The 347-nt window shown below is 45.5% G+C and carries 2 pseudogenes; both read right to left on the bottom strand.

Going from position 1 to position 347, the window contains the following annotated elements:
- Nucleotides 1-191 (bottom strand): annotated as a pseudogene (locus BCT81_RS03430) (chemotaxis protein CheW); the annotation flags it as partial.
- A pseudogene (locus tag BCT81_RS03425) lies at nt 178-347 on the bottom strand (ParA family protein); the annotation flags it as partial. The pseudogenes BCT81_RS03425 and BCT81_RS03430, both read right to left, overlap by 14 nt.

Below are 347 nucleotides of genomic sequence, written 5' to 3'. Positions count from 1 at the left end.
GGCTCTGGCTCTGGCTCTGGCTCTGGCTCTGGCTCTGGCTCTTCAGATTGTGACTCATCATCAGACTCGTCAACTAAAAATTCTTCAGTTTCAAAGCTTTCATCACCTAATAACGCAGTAAAATAGTCATCCAGTGCTTGTTCACTTGATAGGCCTGGTCGCGCTATTGTTGAATCTTTATTCTCGCTCATTTATCGCCAACCTTTCGAGATAAATAAGCAGCTGTTTATAAGCAAATACACCACGGCTTCCCGATGCAAAGTGAGAGGCAGGCAAGCGCTTTAAGCTTGCGTCTCTAAACTTGGTATCAATCGGTACCGCTGAGGTCCAAACTTGGTTTGGGTAGT

It is taken from the genome of Vibrio sp. 10N.261.52.A1, from assembly GCF_002876325.1.
Taxonomy (GTDB): domain Bacteria; phylum Pseudomonadota; class Gammaproteobacteria; order Enterobacterales; family Vibrionaceae; genus Vibrio; species Vibrio chagasii.
The sequence above is the reverse complement of the archived record's forward strand: the minus strand, read 5'-3'. Positions and strand labels throughout refer to the sequence as shown.